This is a genomic window from Aeromonas sp. LsrichE-8G (assembly GCF_022869435.1).
GTDB lineage: Bacteria > Pseudomonadota > Gammaproteobacteria > Enterobacterales > Aeromonadaceae > Aeromonas > Aeromonas caviae.
Map to the genome: position 1 here is coordinate 33,786 of NZ_JALIHH010000002.1, position 20,511 is coordinate 54,296.

General features: G+C 61.3%; 17 protein-coding genes. 8 read left to right on the forward strand and 9 right to left on the reverse strand.

The genetic code is table 11. The annotated features are described in order from the left end of the window. Nucleotides 1-92 precede the first annotated feature (92 nt). The 4 genes from gyrB to dnaA all read right to left on the reverse strand — a co-directional run bounded on the left by gyrB (nt 93) and on the right by dnaA (nt 6,164). Nucleotides 93-2,504 (reverse strand): DNA topoisomerase (ATP-hydrolyzing) subunit B, encoded by a 2,412-nt coding sequence (gene gyrB / locus MUW49_RS00425; protein ID WP_042879717.1) that lies wholly within the window; start codon nt 2,502-2,504, stop codon nt 93-95. Next, the gene (gene recF, locus MUW49_RS00430) at nt 2,501-3,604 is read right to left on the reverse strand and encodes a DNA replication/repair protein RecF (RefSeq protein WP_069784372.1); all 1,104 of its coding nucleotides are present in this window, start codon (nt 3,602-3,604) and stop codon (nt 2,501-2,503) included. The genes gyrB and recF overlap by 4 nt, the downstream gene beginning before the upstream one ends. A gap of 2 nt (nt 3,605-3,606) precedes the next feature. Beyond that, entirely contained in the window at nt 3,607-4,710 is a 1,104-nt protein-coding gene (gene dnaN, locus MUW49_RS00435; RefSeq protein WP_039040646.1) for a DNA polymerase III subunit beta, read from the reverse strand. Nucleotides 4,711-4,793: 83 nt separating this feature from the next. Continuing rightward, a complete protein-coding gene (gene dnaA / locus MUW49_RS00440) occupies nt 4,794-6,164 on the reverse strand; it encodes a chromosomal replication initiator protein DnaA (protein ID WP_010672285.1) in 1,371 nt (456 codons plus the stop codon). Nucleotides 6,165-6,475: 311 nt separating this feature from the next. Here dnaA and MUW49_RS00445 point away from each other — a divergent pair, with 311 nt between their 5' ends. The 8 genes from MUW49_RS00445 to mnmE all read left to right on the forward strand — a co-directional run bounded on the left by MUW49_RS00445 (nt 6,476) and on the right by mnmE (nt 12,751). Beyond that, nucleotides 6,476-7,234, forward strand: a complete 759-nt coding sequence (locus MUW49_RS00445; protein ID WP_244812303.1) for an amino acid ABC transporter substrate-binding protein — start codon at nt 6,476-6,478, stop codon at nt 7,232-7,234. Next, complete coding sequence (locus tag MUW49_RS00450; protein WP_010672283.1) at nt 7,235-7,903, forward strand: amino acid ABC transporter permease; 669 nt, start codon at nt 7,235-7,237, stop codon at nt 7,901-7,903. Between the two features lie 12 nt (nt 7,904-7,915). Next, complete coding sequence (locus MUW49_RS00455) at nt 7,916-8,650, forward strand: amino acid ABC transporter ATP-binding protein (protein WP_010672282.1); 735 nt, start codon at nt 7,916-7,918, stop codon at nt 8,648-8,650. Between the two features lie 269 nt (nt 8,651-8,919). Next, nucleotides 8,920-9,054: a 50S ribosomal protein L34 gene (gene rpmH / locus MUW49_RS00460; RefSeq protein ID WP_005307156.1), complete on the forward strand. Its 135-nt coding sequence runs from the start codon at nt 8,920-8,922 to the stop codon at nt 9,052-9,054. Further along, nucleotides 9,054-9,413: a ribonuclease P protein component gene (gene rnpA / locus MUW49_RS00465; protein ID WP_010672281.1), complete on the forward strand. Its 360-nt coding sequence runs from the start codon at nt 9,054-9,056 to the stop codon at nt 9,411-9,413. The genes rpmH and rnpA overlap by 1 nt, the downstream gene beginning before the upstream one ends. Then, nucleotides 9,380-9,628 carry a membrane protein insertion efficiency factor YidD gene (gene yidD, locus MUW49_RS00470; protein ID WP_010672280.1) on the forward strand — a complete coding sequence of 83 codons (249 nt, stop codon included), beginning with the start codon at nt 9,380-9,382 and terminating at the stop codon, nt 9,626-9,628. Before rnpA ends, yidD begins: the two co-directional genes overlap by 34 nt. 5 nt (nt 9,629-9,633) lie before the next feature. Continuing rightward, nucleotides 9,634-11,280: a membrane protein insertase YidC gene (gene yidC, locus MUW49_RS00475; protein WP_113978282.1), complete on the forward strand. Its 1,647-nt coding sequence runs from the start codon at nt 9,634-9,636 to the stop codon at nt 11,278-11,280. 109 nt (nt 11,281-11,389) lie between these two features. Then, entirely contained in the window at nt 11,390-12,751 is a 1,362-nt protein-coding gene (mnmE, locus tag MUW49_RS00480) for a tRNA uridine-5-carboxymethylaminomethyl(34) synthesis GTPase MnmE (RefSeq protein ID WP_244812304.1), read from the forward strand. 70 nt (nt 12,752-12,821) lie between these two features. On the opposite strand, the gene fhuB is transcribed toward mnmE, so the two are convergent. Genes fhuB through MUW49_RS00505 form a run of 5 tightly spaced genes read right to left on the reverse strand, consistent with a single transcriptional unit; the run spans nt 12,822 to nt 20,352 of the window. Continuing rightward, nucleotides 12,822-14,804: a Fe(3+)-hydroxamate ABC transporter permease FhuB gene (gene fhuB, locus MUW49_RS00485; protein WP_214005904.1), complete on the reverse strand. Its 1,983-nt coding sequence runs from the start codon at nt 14,802-14,804 to the stop codon at nt 12,822-12,824. Then, the gene (locus MUW49_RS00490; protein ID WP_244812313.1) at nt 14,801-15,694 is read right to left on the reverse strand and encodes an ABC transporter substrate-binding protein; all 894 of its coding nucleotides are present in this window, start codon (nt 15,692-15,694) and stop codon (nt 14,801-14,803) included. Before MUW49_RS00490 ends, fhuB begins: the two co-directional genes overlap by 4 nt. Before the next feature lie 31 nt (nt 15,695-15,725). Continuing rightward, nucleotides 15,726-16,490 carry an ATP-binding cassette domain-containing protein gene (locus MUW49_RS00495; protein ID WP_049637211.1) on the reverse strand — a complete coding sequence of 255 codons (765 nt, stop codon included), beginning with the start codon at nt 16,488-16,490 and terminating at the stop codon, nt 15,726-15,728. Nucleotides 16,491-16,536: 46 nt separating this feature from the next. Beyond that, nucleotides 16,537-18,183, reverse strand: coding sequence for a multidrug ABC transporter permease/ATP-binding protein (locus MUW49_RS00500; RefSeq protein WP_244812305.1), 1,647 nt, complete (start codon nt 18,181-18,183; stop codon nt 16,537-16,539). Between the two features lie 60 nt (nt 18,184-18,243). Next, nucleotides 18,244-20,352, reverse strand: coding sequence for a TonB-dependent siderophore receptor (locus MUW49_RS00505; protein ID WP_244812306.1), 2,109 nt, complete (start codon nt 20,350-20,352; stop codon nt 18,244-18,246). Nucleotides 20,353-20,511: the final 159 nt, after the last annotated feature.

A 20,511-nucleotide genomic window follows, 5' to 3' on the forward strand; every position in this document is an offset into this window, starting at 1 on the left:
CATGTTTCACGTGGAACGCGCCCTCTTCCTTGCCCCAGAAAACAAAAAGCCGCTCACGAGGAGCGGCTTTTGATGGTTGTCGGACCGTCTGATTAGACGTCGAGGTTGGCAACCCGCAGGGCGTTGGTCTCGATGAAGTCGCGACGGGGCTCTACGGCGTCACCCATCAGGGTGGAGAAGAGCTGGTCTGCGCCGACCGCGTCGTCGATGGTGACACGCAGCATGCGACGGGCTTCCGGATCCATGGTGGTTTCCCACAGCTGCTCCGGGTTCATCTCGCCCAGCCCTTTATAGCGCTGGATGTAGATGCCACGCTTGCCTTCGCCCATCAGCCACTCGACCGCTTCAACGAAGCTGGCGACCGGCTTCACCTTCTCGCCACGCTTGATGTAACCGCCTTCCTCGATCAGGTTGGCGATCTCCTTGCCCAGGGAGACCAGCTGACGGTACTCGGAGGATTGCAGGAAGTCATAGCTCAGCGGGTATTCGCGGTCGACCCCGTGCTGGCGTACCACGGCGTGGGGCACGAACAGGCTGCGCTCCTCGTCGCGGCGTACCTGCATCTGGTACTGGATACCGTGGTTGCTCTCGTTGAGCACGGCTTCCATGCTCTGGCACCAGGTCTGCAGATCGCTCTCGCTGGCCAGCAGAGTTTCGTTCAACTCAGGCTGATAGATCAGCTGGGTCAGCACGGCTTCCGGCGCGCGGCGGGACATGCGGGTGATGAGGTGAGTCACGGCGCGATGCTGGTTGACCAGACGCTCCAGCGCCTCGCCACCGATGGCCGGGGCAGACTCGTTGACGTGCAGGGTCGCACCGTCCAGCGCCATGGCGGTCTGGTACTGCAACAATGCGTCTTCGTCTTTCAGGTACTGCTCCTGTTTGCCCTTCTTCACCTTGTAGAGCGGCGGCTGGGCGATGAAGACATAGCCACGCTCGATGATTTCCGGCATCTGACGATAGAAGAAGGTCAGCAGCAGGGTACGGATGTGCGCACCATCGACGTCCGCATCGGTCATGATGATGATGTTGTGGTAGCGCAGCTTGTCCGGGTTGTACTCGTCGCGACCGATGCCACAGCCCAGAGCGGTGATCAGGGTACCCACCTCCTGGGAGGAGATCATCTTGTCGAAACGGGCCTTCTCCACGTTCAGGATTTTACCCTTGAGGGGCAGGATGGCCTGGTTCTTCCGGTTGCGACCCTGCTTGGCGGAGCCGCCAGCAGAGTCCCCTTCCACGATGTAGAGTTCGGAGAGCGCCGGGTCTTTCTCCTGACAGTCCGCCAGCTTGCCGGGCAGACCGGCGATATCCAGCGCGCCCTTGCGGCGGGTCAGTTCGCGGGCCTTGCGGGCCGCTTCGCGGGCACGGGCCGCATCGATGATCTTGTTGACCACGATCTTGGCATCGCCCGGGTTCTCCAGCAGGAAGTCTGCCAGCTTCTCGCCCATCGCCTGTTCCACGGCGGTCTTCACTTCGGACGAGACCAGCTTGTCCTTGGTCTGGGAGGAGAACTTAGGGTCAGGCACCTTGACGGAGATAACGGCAATCAGACCTTCACGGACGTCGTCACCACTGGCGGCGGACTTGGCCTTCTTGCTGTAGTCCTCCTTGTCCATGTAGTTGTTCAGCGTCCGGGTCAGCGCGGTACGGAAGCCCACCAGGTGGGTACCGCCATCCCGCTGCGGAATGTTGTTGGTGAAGCAGTAGACCCCTTCCTGATAGGCGTCGTTCCACTGCATGGCGACTTCGACACCGATTCCGTCCTGCTCTGTGGTGAAGTGGAACACCTTGGGGTGGATCGGGGTCTTGTTCTGGTTCAGGTACTCGACGAAGGCCTTGATGCCCCCCTCGTAGCAGAAGTGCGCCTCGCGGCCATCACGCTCGTCCATCAGACGGATGGAGACGCCGGAGTTGAGGAAGGAGAGCTCGCGCAGACGCTTGGCCAGGATCTCGTAGTGGAACAGGGTGTCGCTGAAGATGGTCGGGCTCGGCCAGAAGCGAACTTCGGTCCCGGTGCCGGTGCTGTCACCAATCTGCTTGAGGGGTGCCTGCGGCTCGCCCAGGTGATAGGTCTGCTCGTAGACATGACCGTTGCGGCGGATGGTCAGCAGCAGCTTGTCGGAAAGCGCGTTCACCACGGAAACGCCCACACCGTGCAGACCGCCGGACACCTTGTAGGAGTTGTCATCGAATTTGCCGCCGGCGTGCAGCACGGTCATGATGACTTCAGCGGCCGAACGACCCTCTTCCGGGTGGATGTCCACCGGAATACCGCGACCGTTGTCGCGCACGGAGACGGAGCCGTCGGAATGGATCTTGACCTGGATATCGGAGCAGTAGCCAGCCAGAGCCTCGTCGATGGAGTTGTCGACGACCTCGAACACCATGTGGTGCAGGCCCGATCCATCGTCCGTATCGCCGATATACATCCCCGGGCGCTTGCGGACCGCATCCAGGCCCTTGAGCACCTTGATATTCGAGGAGTCGTAAGTATTTTCACTCATAGCTTACTCTCTGCCTTCTCTAACGTTTCGGAGATCTTGCCTTGTTCCACTTGGAACAGCTTGCAGTCACTCGCATCCATCATGTCTGCGAGCTGACCGGTATCGATGGCGGTGATGAACACCTGGGACGCGCACTGCTTCAGCCTTGCGGCCAGCAGACGACGTTTGTCGACATCCAGTTCAGAGGCAAAATCATCAATTAAAAAAATACAGCCGCGGCTGCTATGTTGATTCAAATAGAGCCCTTGGGCCAGCCGCATGGCACAGACCAGCAACTTCAGCTGACCCCTGGACAAAATATCCTGCGCGGGGACGCCGTTCGCCTTGAGCCGCACGTCCGCCTTCTGCGGACCGACCCCAGTGTACCCCAGCGAACGATCCCGTTCGAACCCCGCCTCCAGCAATGCGTCGAGGGGAGTGTCTTTTTCCCAGCCTCGATAGAATCCAAGACTGATATCGAACTCCGGCAGAAAATCTGCCGTCATCTCCTTGATCAGGGGTGTAATGGCCTGACAATAACTGGCGCGAAACCCCGCCAGCTCGCCGCCCAGTCGCACCAGCTCCTGATCCCAGAACGCCAGTTGACGATACTGGGTGTTCTGGCGCAGCAAGGCATTGCGCTGCTTCAGCAGCCGACGCACCCGCCCCCAGAGGGAGAAGAAGGTCGGCTCCTGATGGAAAACACCCCAGTCGAGCCAGGCCCGGCGAGCCTGGGGCCCACCGGTCAGCAGGCTGAAACCATCGGGGTGGATCAACTGTACCGGCAACAGCTCCGCCAGATCGGCGAGGCGCTGGGCCTGGGCACCGGCGATCTTGAGCTGGGTTTCGCCCCCCTTGTCCTTGGCAAGCCCGATGGGCACCTGACGCCCCTCCAGCTCGCACTGGGCAAACAGGGTAAAGGCCCGCTCGCCCTGGCGGATGACCCGCCCGGTCAAATGGGTACGAAACGAGCGGCCGAGACCAAGGTAATGAATGGCTTCCAGCACGCTGGTCTTGCCGCTGCCGTTGCTCCCGACCAGGATATTGAGGCCGGGAGACAGCGCGAGACTGGCGTGCTGAATGTTGCGAAAGTCGCTGAGCTGGAGTTTGACCAGGGACACGACTAGATCCGCATCGGCATCACCACGTACTGGGCATCTTGGTTCTCAAAATCCTCAATAATGGCGCTGCTGATGGAATCGCTCAGGCTGATCCGGATTTGGTCACATTTTAACGTATTCAACACGTCCAGCACATAGGAGACGTTGAAGCCGATCTCCATCTCGCCAGCGGCGTATTGTACGTCAAGCAGCTCTTCGGCTTCTTCCTGTTCCGGGTTGTTGGCGGTGATGCGCAGCAGGTTTTCCTGCAGATTGAGACGCACCCCACGGAATTTCTCGTTGGAGAGGATGGCGGCACGAGCAAAGGCCTGGCGCAGATCCTCGCGACCGGCGATCAGGGCCTTGTCGCTCCCTCTCGGGATGACGCGGCGCCAGTCCGGGAAACGGCCATCCACCAGCTTGGAGGTGAAGATGAAGCCATCCAGGGCGGCGCGCAGGTTGCTGCGGCCCACTTGCAGCCGTACCGGCTTGTCTTCCGCTTCCAGCAGGCGCACCAGCTCCAGCACCCCTTTGCGCGGCAGGATGACCTGATGATCGGGCAACGATTCCCCCACCACCTCGCGGCGGCAGGTGGCCAGCCGGTGACCGTCCGTCGCCACGGTACGCAGGCCGTGTCCTTCGCTCTCGAACAGCATGCCGTTCAGGTAGTAGCGCACGTCCTGGCTCGCCATGGAGAACTGGGTCGCGTCGATGAGTTTTTTCAGCTCCAGCTGGCTGATGTCGAACTCGAGCACGGATTCCCAATCCTCGATGTTCGGGTATTCGGTCGCCGGCAGGGTCGACAGGTTGAAACGGGAGCGACCGGAACGGATGATGAGGCGCTCTCCCTCGGTGCTGAGGCGGATCTCCGCCCCCTCCGGCAGACCGCGACAGATGTCCAGCAACTTGCGCGCCGGCACAGTGGTGCGGCCATCCTGGCTGTCGCTGTTGAGATAGACCTGTCCGATCATCTCCACCTCGAGATCGGTCCCGGTCAGCGACAGCAGGCCATTGCTGACATCGAGCAGGACGTTGCCGAGGATGGGCAGGGTCGGCCGGCCACCCAGGGCACCGGACACCAGTTGCAGGGGACGTAACAGGGCCTCACGGCTAATTTCGAGCTGCATCTGTGCTCTCCGTTGTTATTGGGAGGAAAGGATTCGGATCAGGCTGGAACATGCAATCTGCATCTGTGCACTCCGTTCCGTTATCAGGAAGAAAGGGTACGGATCAGGTTGGAATAATCTTCCTTGATGTCGTGACTCTCTTCCTTCAGCTGCTCGATCTTGCGGCAGGCATGAAGAACCGTGGTGTGGTCACGGCCACCAAAGGCATCCCCTATCTCAGGCAAGCTGTGGTTGGTCAGCTCCTTGGCCAGCGCCATCGCCAGCTGGCGCGGGCGGGCAACGGAACGGGAGCGACGCTTGGAGAGCAGATCCGCCAGCTTGATCTTGTAGTACTCCGCCACCGTCTTCTGGATGTTGTCGATGGTAACCAGCTTCTCCTGCAAGGCCAGGAGATCGCGCAGCGCCTCGCGCACGAAGTCGATGTTGATGGCGCGGCCGGTGAAGTTGGCATTGGCGATCACCCGGTTGAGGGCACCTTCCAGTTCACGGACGTTGGAGCGAAGTCGTTTGGCGATGAAGAAGGCCACTTCGTCCGGCAGATGGATCTGGTTCTCGTCCGCCTTGCGCATCAGGATGGCAACCCGGGTCTCCAGCTCGGGCGGCTCGATCGCCACCGTGAGTCCCCAGCCGAAGCGGGACTTGAGACGATCTTCCACCCCGTTGATCTCTTTCGGATAGCGGTCCGAGGTCAGAATGATCTGCTGGTTGCCTTCAAGCAGGGCATTGAAGGTGTGGAAGAACTCCTCTTGGGAGCGCTCCTTGTTGGCGAAGAACTGGATGTCATCGATGAGCAGGGCATCGACGCTACGGTAATAACGCTTGAACTCTTCAATGGCGTTATTCTGCAGCGCCTTCACCATGTCCTGCACGAACCGTTCGGAGTGCATGTAGATGACTTTGGCGTCTTTCTTGCGATCCTTGATGGCATTGCCAACGGCGTGCAACAGGTGGGTCTTGCCAAGGCCGGTGCCGCCATAGAGGAACAGCGGGTTGTAGGCACCACCCGGATTGTCGGCCACCTGACGGGCGGCCGCACGGGCCAGCTGGTTGGACTTACCCTCGACGAAATTCTCGAAGGTATAGTTCACGTTGGTGTTGCTCTTGTGGTTTGGCTCGGGCTTGTTTTCTGCCTTGTTTTCCCAGCTCTTGGGAGAGTTATTCACAGGATCGACACCACGGGCCGGCACCCTGGCGACCGCGACGGGATGAGGGCGATTGCCGATATCAAAACGCAGGGTGGGAGCGTCGGCTCCGCACAGCTCGTTGATGATGCCGTTGACCCGGAGCAGGTACTTGTCGCGTACCCAGTCCAGAACAAAGCGGTTCGGTGCATACAGGGTCAGAGTATTGTCACTCAACTCCGCTTGAAGCGGCCGGATCCACATGCTGAATTCTGCCGAGGGCAACTCATCTTGCAGCCGGTTAAGGCACTGCTGCCATAGCGAAGCAGTCACTCTAGACTCCCGTCAATTGATTAAGTAAAGACCGGCTATTCTACGTTTTTAGTGGCCGGATCTCCAGTTGCTGCCGCACGGATCCAGCAAATAAGATCCTTGACTTTCAAGGATCCAACGCCCCAGGATCCCATTTCATCCCCAAAGTTACCCACAGCCGGATATCGGCAATGTGGACAGAATGGCGTGCTGCAACCATAGTTATTTTATATAACCAAATATCATTTATTTTTTTATATTTTATTCCAATAACATCAGCGCCAACCCGTGAATACAACTAAAAATACAGCACTACAGAGAGAGGAATCCCCATGAAATCCACCATCAAACTGATTTCCGGCGCCGCCATTCTGCTGGCCAGCCTGTCCGGCCAGGCCATCGCCCAGGAAACCATCAAGGTCGGCATGTCCGGCAAATATTTCCCGTTCACCTTCGTCAAGCAGGACAAGCTGCAGGGCTTCGAGGTGGACATGTGGAACCAGATCGGTGAGCGCACCGGCTACAAGGTCGAGTTCGTGACCGCCAGCTTCTCCGGCCTGTTCGGCATGCTGGAAACCGGCCGCGTCGACACCATCTCCAACCAGATCACCATCACCGACGAGCGCAAGGCCAAGTACGCCTTCTCCCAGCCCTATGTCTATGACGGTGCCCAGATCGTGGTCCGCAAGGGCAACAACACCATCCACGGCATCAAAGACCTGGAAGGCAAGAAAGTCGCCGTCAACCTGGGCTCCAACTTCGAAGAGCTGCTGCGCAAGAACGACCCCAACAAGAAGATCGATATCCGTACCTATGACTCCGCCTTCGAGCAGGATGTCGCCCTGGGCCGCATCGACGCCTTCGTGATGGACCGCGTCTCCACCGCCCAGCTGATCAAGGAATCCAAGCTGCCGCTGCAACAGGCTGGTGCACCGTTCGAAACCATCGAGAACGCCCTGCCCTTCCTGAAGACCCCGGAAAAGCAGGCCGTGCTGAAGAAGGTTGACGATACCCTCACCGCCATGCGCAAAGACGGCACCCTGACCAAAATCTCCGAAAAATGGTTCGCAGCGGACATCACCAGCAAATAAATGATGGAATTTGACCTCGAGTACACGCTAGGGCTGTTTCCCATCCTGCTCAAATACCTGGGCACCACGATGGAAATGGCCCTGTGGGGATTCGTATTGGCACTCGTACTGTCGCTGATCCTGGCGATAGTACGGGTGTTTCGCGTTCCCGCACTTCACTGGCTGGCGATGCTGTATATCTCGTTCTTCCGGGGTACACCGCTGCTCGTCCAGCTGTTCCTGCTCTATTACGGGCTGCCGCAGCTCTTCCCCATCTTCGTGGGGATGGATGCCTTTACCGCCGCCATCATCGGCCTGACCCTGCACTTCGCCGCCTACATGGCCGAGTCGATCCGGGCAGCCATTCTCGGCATCCACAAGAGCCAGATGGAAGCCGCCCTCAGCATCGGCATGAGCCGGCTGCAGGCGATGCAGCGGATCATCCTGCCCCAGGCGGCCCGCATCGCGACACCGTCGCTGATGAACTACTTCATCGACATGATCAAGAGCACTTCCCTGGCGTTTACCTTGGGTGTGGCGGAGATCATGGGCAAGGCCCAGATGGAAGCGGCCTCCTCCTTCAAGTTCTTCGAGAGCTTCATGGCGGTGGCGCTGATCTACTGGGTGGTGGTCATCTTCTTCACCCGCTTGCAGCACCTGTTGGAAGTGCGGCTGAACCGTGCTTATTAAAGGAGGCCTGTCATGATCAACCTAACGGGTCTCTCCAAGGCCTATGACGGAAATCAGGTGCTCAACGGCATCGATCTTGAGGTAAAGAAGGGGGAGATTGTCGTCATCATCGGCCCCTCCGGTACCGGCAAGTCGACTCTGCTGCGCTGCCTCAACCTGCTGGAAACCCCGGATGCAGGGCGGCTCGTCATCGATGACCTCGCCGTGGATCTGGCCAAGGCCAGCGACCAGCAGGCCATCGAACTGCGCAAACGCGCCTCTTTCGTGTTCCAGAACTACGCCCTGTTCGCCAACAAGACGGCGCTGGACAACATCGCCGAGGGGCTGATCACCGTCTGGAAGCAGCCGAAGGCGGAGGCTCGTGCCACTGCCCTGGGCATCCTCAAGGACATCGGCCTCGCCGAGAAACAGGATGCCTACCCGGCCTCCCTCTCCGGCGGCCAGCAACAGCGCGTCGGCATCGGCCGGGCCATGGCGGCCCACTCCAAGGTGATCCTGTTTGACGAGCCCACCTCCGCCCTCGATCCCGAGTGGGTCGACGAGGTGCTGGGCCTGATGAAGCAGCTCGCCCGCCAGCACCAGACCATGGTTGTGGTGACCCACGAGATCGAGTTTGCCCGTGATGTCGCCGATCGGGTGATCTTCATGGAAGGAGGCCGGATCGTGGAGCAGGGCCCGCCGGATCAGATATTGGTCGATCCGCAGGATCCCCGTACCCGGGAGTTCCTGCGCAAAGTACTTAAATAGCTCTCTCTTTGGCGGCCTGGCCGCCTTTTTTCTTGAGGGATCCTTGTTTAACCCCGGGTTGCCAGTATAATTCGGGGCCCTTGATCCTCCGGATCCTGCCAGATTATCCCGCTCGGTCGACGAACGGGGCGAGATGGAAAGGAACGGCGGATTGACGAGAAGCTGAACTCTGTTTAGAATTCGGCCTCTTTTGCTAGTCGTCACACGCTATAGCTGGCGCGTCGGCTAAGTGTGACAATCAAAACTGTACAGAAATACGGAATCGAATCATGAAACGTACTTTTCAACCGTCCAACCTGAAGCGCAAGCGCTCTCACGGTTTCCGCGCTCGCATGGCTACTGCCAACGGCCGCAAAGTTCTGGCCGCTCGTCGTGCCAAGGGTCGTGCCCGCCTGGTAGTCTAATGCCTACCCAGCACACCTTCTCTCGGGAGTTACGTCTGTTAACTCCCGAACACTTCAAACGCGTTTTCGCCGAGCCTGTCCGGGCCGCTTCTCCGCAAATTACGCTTCTTGCTTGCCCCAACTCCCTCGAACACCCCCGTCTTGGCCTCGCCGTGCCCAAAAAGGCGCTCAAGCGTGCCGTCTGGCGCAACCGTGTAAAACGAGTGGTTCGGGAAAGTTTTCGCCTCAATCAAGCCAATCTGCCCGCTATCGACATCGTCGTGATCGCCAAGGGTGGCGTGAAGGAGATGGACAACGAAGCGCTGTTCAAGTTACTGGAAAAGCTATGGCGCACTCTGTCACGCCGTTGCAATGGGTAGCAATCAAACTGATACGCCTGTATCAGCTAATCATTAGTCCCCTGCTCGGGCCGCGCTGCCGTTTCACCCCGACTTGTTCCCAATTTGCGATAGAAGCAATCCGACTTCACGGTTTCATAAAAGGCGTTTGGTTAGCCAGCAAACGTCTATTAAAATGCCATCCCTTATCCGAGGGTGGTTATGACCCGGTTCCGCAACCAAAGCGAAGAAACTGAAGACTATGGAATCACAACGCAATTTACTCCTGATCGGTTTGCTGTTCGTGAGCTTCTTGCTCTGGCAACAGTGGGAGTCCGACAAGGCTCCGAAGCCGGCCCCGACTACCGTGGCCCAAACCGAACATTTCGTACCTGAAGCCGGTCAGACCGGTGATATTCCTCAGGTTTCCGAGCAAGCAAATGGTAACGCCGCGCGCAAGCTGATCACCGTCTCCTCCGACGTGCTCAAATTGACCCTGGATACCCAGGGCGGTGACATCGTCTCTGCCGAACTGCTGGCCCACAAGCTGGAAGAAGGCAAGGAACAGCCGTTCACCCTGCTGACCAGCCAGCCTGCCCACCTCTATGTGGCCCAGAGCGGTCTGGTCGGTCGCAATGGTCCGGACAGCCAGACCCAGGGTCGTCCCACCTATGAAGCCGCCCAGACCAGCTATCAGCTGGCCGACGGTCAGGATCAAGTCGTCGTTCCGATGACCTGGACCGACAGCAAGGGTGTGGTCTTCACCAAGGAGTTCGTGCTCAAGCGCGGTGATTACGCCGTGGGCGTCGACTACAAGATCGACAACAAGTCTGCCGAGCCGGTCCAGGTACAGTTCTACGGTCAGCTGAAGCAGACCATGACCACGCCGAAGGATCAGGAAGGTCATGCCATGGTGGCCAGTGCCTACCGTGGTGGTGCCTTCTCCAGCGAAGACTCCCGCTACAAGAAGTACACCTTCGACGAGATGAAGGATGCCGACCTGAACAAGACCACCCAGGGTGGTTGGGTCGCCATGCTGCAGCACTACTTCGTCTCCGCCTGGGCCCCGAATGCCAACGACACCAACAGCTTCTACAGCCGCGTGATCCCGGGCAAGGACCAGGCCATCATCGGCTACAAGGCGCCGCTGGTTGACGTCGCTGCCGGCCAGCAGGCCGAAGTGAGCGGCAAGCTGTGGATCGGTCCCAAGCTGCAGGATCAGATGGCCAAGGTGGCAAACCACCTGGATCTGACCGTCGACTACGGCTGGCTCTGGTTCATCGCCCAACCGCTGCACTGGCTGCTGACCGTGTTCCACGGTTTCGTCCAGAACTGGGGTCTGGCCATCATCATGCTGACCCTGCTGGTGCGCGGCATCATGTTCCCGCTGACCAAGGCCCAGTACACCTCCATGGCCAAGATGCGCATGCTCCAGCCCAAGCTGGCTGCGCTCAAGGAACGCTTCGGTGACGATCGCCAGAAGATGTCCCAGGGCATGATGGAGCTGTACAAGAAGGAGAAGGTCAACCCGCTGGGCGGCTGCCTGCCCATCCTGGTACAGATGCCCATCTTCATCGCCCTCTACTGGGCACTGATGGAGTCTGTCGAGCTGCGCCACGCGCCGTTCGCCCTGTGGATCACCGACCTGTCGGTGAAGGACCCCTTCTTCGTGCTGCCAATCCTCATGGGTGCCTCCATGTGGTATCTGCAGAAGATGAGCCCGACCACCATCACGGACCCGATGCAGCAGAAGGTGATGCAGTTCATGCCGATCATCTTCACCTTCATGTTCCTCTGGTTCCCGGCAGGTCTGACTCTGTACTGGCTGGTGAGCAACGTCATCTCCATCATCCAGCAGACCATCATCTATCGTCAGCTGGAGAAGAAAGGCCTGCACTCACGCAACTGATGCGCAGCCCATCTTTCCTGATGACAAAAGAGGCGGCCTTCGGGCCGCCTTTTTTATTACAATGTCCCCCACCCTCTTACTCATTCAGCCAACCAGCGAGTCAAGCAAGATGACAACAGATACCATCGTGGCCCAGGCCACCGCCCCCGGCCGTGGCGGCGTCGGCATAGTCCGCGTCTCCGGCCCTGCCGCCGAGCGGGTCGCCGAGATAGTGCTCGGCAAGCTCCCCAGGGTGCGTTATGCCGAATATCTGCCGTTCAGGGACGAGCAGGGCCAGGCGCTGGATCAGGGCATCGCCCTGCTGTTCAAGGCCCCCAACAGCTTCACCGGCGAAGACGTGCTGGAGCTGCAGGGCCATGGCGGCCCCGTCATTCTCGACATGCTGATCCGCCGCATCCTGCAGATCGACGGCATCCGCCCCGCCCGCCCGGGCGAGTTCAGCGAGCGCGCCTTCCTCAACGACAAGCTGGATCTGGCCCAGGCCGAGGCCATCGCCGATCTCATCGAAGCCTCCAGCGAGCAGGCCGCCCGCAGCGCCATGCACTCCCTGCAGGGGCAGTTCTCCGGCAAGGTTCAGCAGTTGGTGGAGAGCCTCACCCGGCTGCGCATCTACGTGGAAGCGGCCATCGACTTCCCGGATGAAGAGATCGACTTTCTCTCCGACGGCAAGGTGGCGGGTGACCTCTACGCCATCATGTCCGAGCTGGACGACGTGCGCGGCGAGGCCAAACAGGGCGCCTTGCTGCGAGAGGGGATGAAGGTGGTGATCGCCGGTCGTCCCAACGCCGGCAAATCGAGCCTGCTCAACGCCCTCGCAGGCCGCGAGTCCGCCATCGTCACCGAGATCGCCGGTACCACCCGCGACGTGCTGCGCGAGCACATCCATCTGGACGGCATGCCGCTGCACATCATCGACACCGCGGGCCTGCGCGATACCCAGGACAAGGTGGAACAGATCGGCATCGAGCGCGCCTGGGCCGAGATCGAACAGGCCGACCGGGTGCTGTTCATGGTGGACGGCACCACCACGGATGCCGTCGATCCCCACGACATCTGGCCGGAATTCGTTGATCGGTTGCCAAAAAACATCGGCCTCACCGTGGTGCGCAACAAGGCGGACCTGACCGGCGAGGATCTGGCACCGAGCCAGGATCAGGGCCACGCCGTCTATCGCATCTCCGCCAAGACCGAGCTGGGGCTGCCCGCACTGCGTGAGCACCTCAAGGCCTGCATGGGCTTCCAGGGCAACACCGAAGGGGGCTTCATGGCCCGCCGCCGCCACCTGGACGCACTGGAGCGCGCCGCCGAACGGCTGCGGGTAGCCAAGGAGCAGCTTGAGGTCTATGTGGCTGGCGAACTGGTGGCGGAGGAGTTGCGCCTGGCCCAGGAGTCCCTGTCCGAGATCACCGGCGAGTTCAGCTCCGACGATCTGCTGGGCCGCATCTTCTCCAGCTTCTGCATCGGCAAGTAAGTCCGCAGAGCAGGCAATGAAAAGCCCGGGTTCATCCCGGGCTTTTTTTGTGCGCTTTTCATCCACCAACCTAGAGACGGCGCAGGCACCACATGAAGTAAGCGCCCCCTAACAGGGTGGAGACCAGACCGACGGGCACCTCCTGGGGAAAGAGGATCTGCTGGCCGATCCAGTCCGCCGACACCATCAGCAAAGCGCCACAGCCTGCGGCGCCGAGCAGGTGCCAGCGCGCCCTCACCAGCCCCATCAATCTGGCCAGGTGCGGCGCCAGCAGACCGGCAAAGGAGAGCGGGCCTATCACCATGGTGGCACTGGCGGTGAGCACGGCCACCAGCAGCAGGATGGTGAGCTGGGCACGGCTCAGGTGGATGCCGAGCGCCGTCGCTACCGCCGGCCCCATGGGCATGAGATCGAGCCAGCGGCTCACCAGCAGGCAGGCTGCCAGCATCAGCAGCGCCAACACCACCAGGGCAAGGGCCACCGGCTGGGTGACGTAATAGGTGGAGCCGGACATCCAGGAGAGCAGTTGCTGCACCCGCAGGTCGCCGTTGGCCAGGGCGATGGCCTGCAACGGCTCGAACAGCGCCGTGATGGCGATGCCAGACAGCAGTATCCGCTCCGGCTGGAAGCCGTTGCGCCGGTTGATAAGCACCAGCAGCAACAGGCAGGCGAAGGCGCCCACCAGCCCCCCCAGCAGCATCATGGGCAGCGGCAAGGCGGGCAGCAACAGGGCCGCCGCAATCACCCCCATGAAGGTGCCACCGCTCACCCCCAGCAGCTCGGGGCTCGCCATGGGGTTGTTGCTGACTCGCTGCAACAGGGTGCCTGCCAGCGCCAGCAACACGCCTGCGGCACCCGCTGCCAGCGTGCGCGGCAAGCGCCACTCCAGCTGGGCCTGCCACCGCAGCCAGCTCGGCCAGCCCCAGCCGCTCATCCCCTGCCCAAACAACAGGGAGGCGATCACCGCCGCAGCCAACCCCAACACCATCAGACCGACAAGGCGAGACGGCGCCGGATGGCGGGCCAACTGCAGGGAGGAGTTTGCCTTAGGCGCACTCTGCTTGATACCAAGACGCGGGATCAGCCAGAGCAGCAGCGGCGCCCCCAACAGGGCCGTCATGGCGCCGGTCGGGATCAGCACAGGCCAGAACCGGCTCAGGGTCTGCAGCAGCAGATCGGTGGCCGCCAGCAACAGGGCGCCGAGGATGGGTGCCCACAGCAGCCGCTGGGCCAGTTTTCTGACCCCCAGCAGCCGCACCATGGCGGGCGCCGCCAGCCCGATAAAACCGATCAGCCCCACCACGCTCACCACGCAGGCGGTGACGAACACGGCGAGACCCAGACCAGCCAGGCGCAAATGCTTGAGGGAGACCCCCAGGCTGCGAGCGCTGGCATCGTCCAGCTCCAGCACTGCCAGCGGGCGCACCAGCACCGCCGCCAGCATCGCGGCCAGCAGCAACCGTGGCAGCAGATAGCCGACGCCGCTCCAGCTGTTCTGGGCCAGAGATCCGCTCCCCCACACCAGCAACCCTTTGAGCTCCTCCTGGAAGAACAGCAGCAATCCCATGCTGATGGCGGCCAGATAGAGGTTGATCACCAGCCCAGCAAAGACGATGACCACGGGATTGAGCTGACGGCGCCAAGCCAGGGCGAAGACCAGCCCCATGGCCAGGCTTCCCCCGGCCATGGCGATCCACTCCCGCCCGATCAGCAGCCAGGAGGGGGCGAGCAGGGTCACCATCATCAGCGCCAGCTGGGCGCCGGAGGCCACCCCCAGGGTGGTGGGCGAGGCCAGGGGATTGCGCAGCACCTGCTGCATCAGGGTACCGGCGAGCCCGAGGGCGGCACCGGCCAGCAGACAAATGGCAAGGCGCGGCAGCCAGCTGAAATGGACCACCGCCTGGCGGGCATCGTCCAGCTCGGGGGAGAACAGGGCCTGCCACCAGAGCGCCCCCGGCAGTTGACGCGCCAGCTCGGCGCAAGCCAGCCCCAGTGTCAGCACCAACAGGCAGAGACCCGGGCGCAGCAGGGGCGAAGAAAGAGAAGAGCTCATTGATTTGATCCCCCGGTTGCTCTGTGGACAGTCTGCTCCCGCAAGGCACCGTCCAGCAGGGTGGCGAAGCGGCGGGCCGCCAATATGCCACCAAAACTCCATGTCGCAGGCAGATGGATAACCGGATTGTTCTGTACCAGCGGGAGATGCTGCCACAATCCAGGCTCCTGAAGTTTTTCACCAACTCCTACGGGCACGGGGTCCACCACCACCAGCCTGGCCTCCGACATCCCGAGAAACTGCTCCAGGCTCGCGACCGAGAATCCCCAGGCATTGGTCTCTCCCTGCCAGGCGTTGCGAAGGCCGAGGCGCTGCATCACTGCCTCGAACAGGCTGCCACGGCCAAACACCCGCACATGGCGCTCATCGATAAATTGCACCACCAGCAAGGGGGGCAGATCGGCGGGCTGCGCCGCCTGCATCTGTGCCAGATCCAGCTCCAGCGCGGCGAGCTGGCGTTCGGCCTCGGTCTCTTTGTTGACCAGGGCGGCGATGGTCAGGGTCGCTTCCCGCAGTCGCAGCCACAGATCGGTGCCCGGTTCATACAGGGCGATGGAGTGCACCGGCGCGATGCGGGAGAGGGTCGGCGCCAGGGGGGCCGCCAGCGGCGAGATGAGAATAAGATCCGGTTTGAGCTCCGCCAACAGTTCCCGGTTGGGCTGGGCACGCAGCCCTATATCGATCACCCCGGCAGGAAGCTGGGGTTCACCGACCCAGGCGCGATAGGGGGCCACATCCCCCACCGCCATCGGGGTGACCCCCAGAGCCAGCAGAGTCTCGGCTATGGTCCAGTCCACGGTGGCGATGCGGGGCGTGGCGCTGGTGGCGGTGACAAGCTGCCCGGCCTCCCCTGCCAGGGGCAGCAGCAGACTGAGCAGACAGGGCGCCATCTTCAATAAACGGTTCAAGAGCGGTCCCCGGTCAGACGATGGCGATGGCGTGGTCATGGGCCGGATGGCGAATGACCTCCATGGGGATGCCATAGATGGCGTTCAGGGTCTCCCCTGTCATGATCTGTTCGGGCTCGCCGTGGGTCAGCAGACGGCCGGAGTGCAGCGCCACCAGCCGATCGCAGAAACGGGAGGCCATGTTGATGTCGTGAATGACGATGATGACCCCGAGGTTGAGCTGGCGGCTGAGCTGCTTGACGAGCGTGAGCACCTCCACCTGATGGGCCACGTCCAGGGCGGCCAGCGGCTCGTCCAGCAGGATGAAACGGCTCTCCTGAGCCAGCAGCATGGCGAGCCAGACTCGCCCCCGCTCACCGCCGGAGAGGGTATCCACCAACCGATCGGCAAAGCGTTCGGTGTGGGTCAGGGCGATGGCACGCTCCACCTGACGGTGATCTTCCGCTCCCATCCGGCCCAGCAGTCCGCGCCAGGGGTAGCGCCCCATCTCCACCAGTTCGCGGCCGAGCAGGTTTTCGGCACTCGGCAGGTGCTGGGGCAGATAGGCCACCTGACGGGCAAACTCCCGGTGGCCCCAGGCAGACAACGGCTGGTCATCGAACAGGATCTCCCCGCCGCTGTGGGGTTGCTGGCGCGCCAGCAGCTTGATCAGGGTCGATTTGCCCGACCCGTTGTGGCCGATGAGGCCATAGACCCGACCTTGCTCGAAGCGAAGGCTGGTGGGGTGCAGCAGCGTGCGGTCATTGACCGCGAAGCTGGCGGATTTCATCTCGAACATAAGCAATTCCTGTGCTGGCTTGCTGCCAGTCTCATCGGTGCCAGCATCAGGCCGGCACCTTGCCATCCAGATGGGCGACCGCATCCCGGCTCACCTGCTCGCGCTGCTCGCCGGTCAGTTCGGTGAGACGGCCCTGGCGCATCTCCAGCAGGCGATCGGCCAGAGAGAAGTAGTGATCGTCGTGGCTGATGGCGATCACCGTCTTGCCCATCTCCTTGAGGCGCGGCAACAGCACCTGATAGAAGATGCGGCGGAACTGGGGATCCTGATCCGCGGCCCACTCGTCGAACAGCATCACCTCCCGCTGCTCTGCAAGGGCCAGCAGCAGGGCGACCCGCTTGCGCTGGCCCTGGGAGAGGTCGATATCGGCGATGAAGCCATCCTTGATGGCAAGCTTGCTGCCCATCTGCAACCGCTCAAGCCACTCGGCGACCAGCGCCTCTTTCGGCTCGGGCCCCAGCAAATGCTGGAACAGGTGGTAGTCGGTGAAGATGGCGGAGAAGAGCCCCAGATAGCCGTTGCGATCGGTGACCGGCTCCCCATCCAGCAGGATCCGGCCAGAGACCGGTTGATAGAGCCCGGTCAGCAGCATGGCCAGGGTCGACTTGCCGGAGCCATTGCCACCGATGAGGAATATCTGCTCCCCCCGCTCGATCACCAGATTGATGGGGCCCACGGAGAAACCGCCCTCCCCCTGGTAGTGAAAGCTCACCTGCTCCAGCTCGATGCGCTGCCAGGGGCGAGGCGCAGGCGGCAACGGGAACGCCTCGTCCGGCTCCGCCAGATTGAGGGCAGCTATCTTGTCGAATGCCACCTGGGCGGCGATCAGGGTCGGCAAGGCTCCGATCCCTTGTAGCAAGGGAGTGCGCAGGAACAGCAGGGTCAGGGCGAAGGTGGCGGCCACATTGGTGTTGGCCCAGCCCAGCCCGTTGGCCAGGAAGAAGACCAGGCCGATGGCACCCAGCATCATGATGTTCGACCAGTTCACCGCGCTCAGGTGGTAGGTATCGGCGCGGATGATCTGCTCCCGGTAGTCCCGGGCATTCTGCTCATAGAGCTGGTGGTAGACGAAGTGGGCACGCTCGCGGTTGAGCGCCAGCTCCTTGCACCCGGCGATGATGGACTGGTAGTTCTGGTAGAGCCTGTCTTCGGCCTGGCGCATGTGCGCCAGGTGGCGATAGACCCGGTTCACCAGCAGCCAGCCCACCACCATGGTCACGGTGACCCAGAGGGCGGTAACACCGAGCAAGGCGGGAGAGAGCAGGCCAAGGTAGATGATGGAGCCCAGGGTGAGCACCAGACCCTGTACCAGTTCCGGCAGGCGCACGAAGGCGATGGTGATCTGACCGATGTCGCTGGAAAGGGAGGCCAGGAGCGGCACCTGCCCTATTTGACGCAGACGGGCGACGTCGGTATCCAGCAGTTGCTTGAGCAGGCGGCCACGCAACCGGTAGACGAAATGGTGACCCAGGGTGGTCAGGGCCAGTTGGGATCCGAGCGTGATCACCAGCAGCAGCAAGACCAGGCCGACAAGCTGACCCAGGATCGGCAGCGGATCCCCGACTGATTCGATAAGTGATTGATTGATGAAGGCAATGACGCCTATCCCGCTGACAGCACTCAGCAGGCTGAGCAGGGTAATGGCGATGAAGGGCCAACGGTATTGGCGATAAACCAGTGACAAGAGTTCCATGACAGGCCTGTAGATGAATGGAAGGAGGGCGGGAGCCTTCGCCCCCGCCCGGCCTGTCGCTTACCAGCGGTAGTTGACGGTGCCGACTATGCTGCGCGGCTCGCCGTAGTAGCAGTAGTAGTCGCAGCTCGCCACATAGGTGTCGTTCAGCAGGTTGTTGACGTTGATCTGGGCACGCCAGTTCTTGGCAAAGTCATACCCGATCATCGCATCCCATACAGTGTGTGCCGGTACCTTGGCGGAACCATAGATGGGGGTGTAGTCCGCATTCACCGCGCCGATGCCGACGCTGGAACCCACATAGCGCACGCCGGAACCCAGCTCAAGACCGGATACCGGGCCCTGCTGCACCTTATAGTTGCCCCAGAAGGAGGCCTGGTGGCGCGGGATCAGGCTCGCACGACGATCGCCGTTGCCGGTGTCGTTGGTCTTGGCATCGGTATAGGTATAGGCAGCGGTCAGGCGCAACGCCTCGGTGGCCTGCACGCTCCCTTCCAGCTCGACCCCCTGGGAGGTCACTTCACCGGCCTGGGTCTGCTGGCCGGAGCCGGTAGAGACCAGGGAGTTGGTCTGCTCCAGATCGAACAGCGCCAGGTTGATGTAGCCATCGAGGAAGCTGGGTGCGTACTTGACGCCGGTCTCGTAGAGCTTGCCTTCCAGCGGCTTGTAGGAGTTGCCGGTGTTGGGGTCTATCCCCGGCAGCACTTCGAAGGATTCCGCATAGGCGAAGTAAGGGGAGAGACCGTTGTCGGCCAGGTACATCAGGCTGCCGGAGAGAGAGAGGTTGTCGTCGTACTGTTTCTCGTTCTTGCTCTTGGCTTCGCTGATGTTGTGGGTTTCCACGTAATCGAAACGACCGCCCGCGGTCAGCAGCCAGCGATCATCCCAGCGGATCTGGTGCTGGGCATAGAGGCCGCTCTGACCCTTGGTGCTCTTCTGATGGGTCGCGGTGGATTCATCAAAACCGGGGAAACCGCTGTAATCCGGGTTCATGGTGTTGATGGCGCCCATGCCATAGTTGTCGGCTTCCTGGCCTTCATTCACATGGCGCTGCAGATCCACCCCCAGCAGCAGGGTCTGCTCCGTGCTGTCGGTGTTCCAGTAGCCCACCATCTGGTTGTCCATGGTGGCGCTCTTGGTATCCCCATCCCGGTAGACCAGGCCGCGGTAGGCGGTGGTGCCTTCATAGGTCGGGAAGATATAGGTCTGGCGCAGCAGCAGATCGTTGTAGTTGAAGCGAACGTTCTGCTTGAACTCCCAGGTCTGGTTGAGCTGGTGGGCCAGCTCGTACCCGGCGGAGATCTGGGTATTGCGATTGCGATCGTAATCCGGCTGGCTCAGGTTGGTGGAGGGATCGATCTGGCCTCCGGAGGTATTCAGGGTGCCGTAAACCGGGAAGAAGCCGTTGGTCGGCACCCCTTCATCGTGCTTGAAGCTGGAAAGCAGCGTCAGCGTGGTGCGATCCGAAATATCCAGGGTCACGCTCGGCGCCAGATAGGCGCGCTCGTTGTAGGTGCCATCCAGCACGCCGTCCCGCTCGTTGTAGAGGGCCACCAGACGATAACGGCTGTTGTCGGTAAGGGTGTCGGAGACATCCACCCCGACCTGGCGCAGATCCCGGTTGCCCAGTTGCAGGTTCACCAGTCCCTGCGGGGTCGCGGTCGGACGCTTGCTGATGGCGTTGATGACGCCTCCGGGAGGGGCTTCGCCATACAGAATGGAGGCCGGGCCTTTGAGCACTTCCACGCTCTCAAGGCCGAAGGGCTCCGGGGTCCAGACATAGTAACCGGTGCTGAAAAGACGGTTGCCATCCAGGTAAGAAGCCGCATCGAAGCCGCGCACCTTGAACCAGTCAGCATCAGTGTCCGAACCATAGGACTGGGACAGGACGCCGGAGCGATAGCGCAGGGACTCGTCTAGCTTGAGTACGGCGTGCTGGTCCAGCTCTTCGCGATTGACCACGGAAACGGCACGGGGGGTCTCTGCCATGGGGACCTCGACCTTCATGGCGGTCCCGGTCACGACCATGGTTTCGCCCGCTTTGGGCAACTCTTTATCCGCCTGTTCCGCCGCCAACACGGGCAGGGACGCCAGCAGACAGGAGAGCGGCAGCAGCTGTGCGCCTCTCTTTCGCATCACGGCATTCGGGGTATTTTTTTGCGCAATCATATAAGTGTCTCAAATATCAATAATTTATGTTTGATTTCTTATTATGGGTGCCCAATTGGACCGGTCAGCCCGGCGCCTCAGGCGAATAAAGCAGCGCCATGCTACTACAGGTGCCGTGATCGAATCGATTCAATAATTGCTAATCATTTGCATCTGTAT

Bases quoted from the DNA above. Each gene is read 5' to 3' on its own strand.
- MUW49_RS00500 (WP_244812305.1), bottom strand. From the start codon at position 18,183: ATGGAACTCTTGTCACTGGTTTATCGCCAATACCGTTGGCCCTTCATC.
- gyrB (WP_042879717.1), bottom strand. From the start codon at position 2,504: ATGAGTGAAAATACTTACGACTCCTCGAATATCAAGGTGCTCAAGGGC.
- MUW49_RS00445 (WP_244812303.1), top strand. From the start codon at position 6,476: ATGAAATCCACCATCAAACTGATTTCCGGCGCCGCCATTCTGCTGGCC.
- rpmH (WP_005307156.1), top strand. From the start codon at position 8,920: ATGAAACGTACTTTTCAACCGTCCAACCTGAAGCGCAAGCGCTCTCAC.
- yidC (WP_113978282.1), top strand. From the start codon at position 9,634: ATGGAATCACAACGCAATTTACTCCTGATCGGTTTGCTGTTCGTGAGC.
- fhuB (WP_214005904.1), bottom strand. From the start codon at position 14,804: ATGAGCTCTTCTCTTTCTTCGCCCCTGCTGCGCCCGGGTCTCTGCCTG.
- MUW49_RS00505 (WP_244812306.1), bottom strand. From the start codon at position 20,352: ATGATTGCGCAAAAAAATACCCCGAATGCCGTGATGCGAAAGAGAGGC.
- yidD (WP_010672280.1), top strand. From the start codon at position 9,380: ATGGCGCACTCTGTCACGCCGTTGCAATGGGTAGCAATCAAACTGATA.
- dnaN (WP_039040646.1), bottom strand. From the start codon at position 4,710: ATGCAGCTCGAAATTAGCCGTGAGGCCCTGTTACGTCCCCTGCAACTG.
- MUW49_RS00455 (WP_010672282.1), top strand. From the start codon at position 7,916: ATGATCAACCTAACGGGTCTCTCCAAGGCCTATGACGGAAATCAGGTG.
- MUW49_RS00490 (WP_244812313.1), bottom strand. From the start codon at position 15,694: ATGGCGCCCTGTCTGCTCAGTCTGCTGCTGCCCCTGGCAGGGGAGGCC.
- MUW49_RS00450 (WP_010672283.1), top strand. From the start codon at position 7,235: ATGATGGAATTTGACCTCGAGTACACGCTAGGGCTGTTTCCCATCCTG.
- rnpA (WP_010672281.1), top strand. From the start codon at position 9,054: ATGCCTACCCAGCACACCTTCTCTCGGGAGTTACGTCTGTTAACTCCC.
- mnmE (WP_244812304.1), top strand. From the start codon at position 11,390: ATGACAACAGATACCATCGTGGCCCAGGCCACCGCCCCCGGCCGTGGC.
- MUW49_RS00495 (WP_049637211.1), bottom strand. From the start codon at position 16,490: ATGTTCGAGATGAAATCCGCCAGCTTCGCGGTCAATGACCGCACGCTG.